The sequence below is a fragment of the Streptomyces sp. WELS2 genome, assembly GCF_013870595.1.
Classification (GTDB): Bacteria; Actinomycetota; Actinomycetes; order Streptomycetales; family Streptomycetaceae; genus Streptomyces.
Map to the genome: position 1 here is coordinate 1 of NZ_JACBWZ010000783.1, position 2837 is coordinate 2837.

Genomic DNA, 2837 nt, shown 5'->3' on the forward strand with positions numbered 1-2837 from the left:
CGCCAACCCACGGCCGGTTCACCACGGCGGCCGGTTCGGCCCGACGTCGGTCTACACCCCCGGTGCGGGTGCCGTGGAACCGCGTGGGGTCAGTGACGGGGTCGGGACCTGGTGGCCGTCGGTGTGCACGCCGTTGAGCACATCGAAGAGCACGCGCGCCACCTCGGCACCGAAGTGGTGCACGTCGTGGCTCATGGCCGACAGGGTCGGATGGGTGATCCGGCACAGCTGGGAGTCGTCCCACGCCAGCAGCGACAGGTCGTCGGGGACGGTGAACCCCATCTCCGCGGCGACGCCCGCCCCGGCGACCGCCATGATGTCGTTGTCGTAGACGATCGCGGTCGGCCGGTCGGCGGCGAGCAGCAGGGTGCGGGTGGCCCGGGCGCCCTCCTTCTCGTCGAAGCCGGTGGCGATCTGCCGCGCCTCCTCCAGGCCGAGTTCCCGGACGGTGTCGGCGAAGGCGCGGGTCCGGATGGCGCTGTGTCCCAGGCCGGCCGGGCCGCCGACCCGGGCGATGCGCCGGTGGCCCAGGGCCGCCAGATAGCGGACGGCCTCGGCGACCGCCGACGCGTCGTCCGTCCACACCGCCGGGAACGTGCCCGTCAGGCGGGGGTGGCCGACGGCGACCGCCGGCATGCCGAGCCGCTGCAGGGCGGGCACCCGGGGGTCGTCCTCGCGGAAGTCCACCAGGATCGCGCCGGCGATCATGCGGCCGCGCCACCACTCCTGGTAGAGCGCGACCTCCTCGGCCGGGTCCCGCACCAGCCGCAGCAGCAGGGAGCAGGACCGCTCCGCCAGGACGCTCTCGATGCCCGAGATGAAGTCCATGTAGAACGGCTCCAGGCCGAGCAGCCGGGCGGGCCGGCACAGGGCCAGCCCGACGATGTCGACCCGCTTGCTGGACAGGCTGCGCGCGGTGGCGCTGGGGGCCCAGCCCAGCTCCCGGGCCGCCGCGAAGATCCGTTCCCGGGTGGCCTCGGAGACGCCGGGCTTGTGGTTGAAGGCGAGCGAGACCGCGCCCTTGGACACCCCGGCCCGGGCCGCGACGTCCTTGATGGTGACGCGTTCCCCGGTCCCGCTCACCCGAGGTCCACGCAGAACAGTGCGGCCTCGACGGCGTCCACGGTGACCGGGCCGCAGCCCTCGATCCGGATGCGTGTGCGCTCGCCGGGCAGGAGGGTCTGCCGGCCGCGGTCGCAGACGGCGGCCGGGCCCAGCCGGTCGGGCTGGAGCAGAAGGTCTCGGACGAGGGTCTGGGCGCTCACCACGACGTCGACTCTATCCCCCGGTCCGGGCACGGGCTCCAGGGTGACGTCGTACCGGGGGCTGGGGTAGGCGAAGTCCTTGTCGGGGACGGGGAAGTGCAGCGCGCGCAGCCCTTCCCCGCCGCCGGCCCCGTCCGGACGGGGGGCCTCCCCGGCGTCCGCGACCAGGAATTCCCTGCCGCCGCGCGGGTCGGGTACGAGGTGTGCGGGGACCGGGATCCGGGCGACGGAACGGGGTCCCGCGGCCGGCTCGACCACGGCTTCGGCCAGCGTGGTGCCGTCGGCCTCGATCCGTCGCAGGGTGACCATGGGCCGCCAGGGCGTGGCGGCCTGGTTGACCGCGGCGAGCACCAGGCCGTCGGGGTCCGGGCACAGCGTGAGCAGCCGGTCGGCGTAGACGCGGCGCAGTTCGTGGTAGAGCGGCTTGGGGCGGCCGTCGCCGTCGATGGCGGCCCAGGAGGTCACCGGCCAGCAGTCGTTGAGCTGCCAGACGACCGTGCCGGCGCACACCGGCCAGTGGGAGCGCCAGTGTTCGACGCCGGCGGCGACGGCGCGTGCCTGCACCAGCTGGGTCAGGTAGTGCCAGCGGTCGAAGTCGTCCTCGGGCAGCGGGAAGTGGCGGGCGACGCCGCGGTTCAGCTTGCCGTTGCCGTCCTCGGCCTTCTGGTGGTGCAGCATGCCCGGGGAGCCGGGCGCGAGGGGCTCGCCGGGCAGCGCGCGGCGCAGGGTGGCCAGGGCGGGCGGTGCCTGCCAGCCGAACTCGGCGACGAAGCGGGGCACGCTCGCCCGGTACTCGGCGTAGTCCTGGCGGTTCCACACCTCCCAGGAGTGGTGGGTGCCGTGGGCGGGGTCGTTGGGGTGGTGGTCCCAGGAGCCGGACCAGGGGCTGCCCGCGGTGTAGGGGCGGGTGGGGTCGAGTTCGGCGACGATACGGGGCAGCAGGCCCAGGTAGTAGCCCTCGCCCCAGGAGTCCCCGGCGAGCGGGCCCTCCCAGCCCCAGTCGCGAAAGCCCCACAGGTTCTCGTTGTTGCCGTTCCACAGCACCAGCGAGGGGTGCGGCATCAGCCGGACAACGTTGTCGCGCGCCTCGGCCTCGATCTCGCCGCGCAGCGGCTGTTCCTCCGGGTAGGCGGCGCAGGCGAAGAGGAAGTCCTGCCAGACCATCAGGCCCAGTTCGTCGCAGGCGGCGTAGAAGGCCTCGTCCTCGTAGATGCCGCCGCCCCACACCCGGACCAGGTCGATCCCGGCGTCCGCGGCCTGGGTGAGGCGGGTGCGGTAGCGCTCGGGGGTGATCCGGGAGGGGAAGGCGTCGTCGGGGATCCAGTTGACGCCCCGGGCGAAGACCCGTACGCCGTTGACGACCAGGGTGAAACCGGTGCCGTGGGCGTCGGCGGAGCGGTCCAGCTCGATCGTGCGGAAGCCGATCCGGCGGTGCCAGGTGTCGAGCGGGCCGCTGTCGTCGCTCAGGGTGAGATCCAGGTCGTACAGGGGCTGTTCGCCGTATCCGCGCGGCCACCACAGGCGGGGGTCGGGGACCTCGAGACCGATGACCGTCTCGTCGCCGGTGAGTTC

At 73.8% G+C, this 2837-nt stretch carries 2 protein-coding genes; both read right to left on the bottom strand.

Features of this window, described 5'->3' with window-relative positions; all coding sequences use genetic code 11:
• Positions 1 to 51 precede the first annotated feature (51 nt).
• Complete coding sequence (locus H5J33_RS29745) at positions 52 to 1083, bottom strand: LacI family DNA-binding transcriptional regulator (protein WP_181797896.1); 1032 nt, start codon at positions 1081 to 1083, stop codon at positions 52 to 54.
• Positions 1080 to 2837: glycoside hydrolase family 2 protein (locus tag H5J33_RS29750; protein ID WP_181797897.1), on the bottom strand; the 1758-nt coding region annotated here is incomplete at its 5' end. The genes H5J33_RS29745 and H5J33_RS29750, both read right to left, overlap by 4 nt.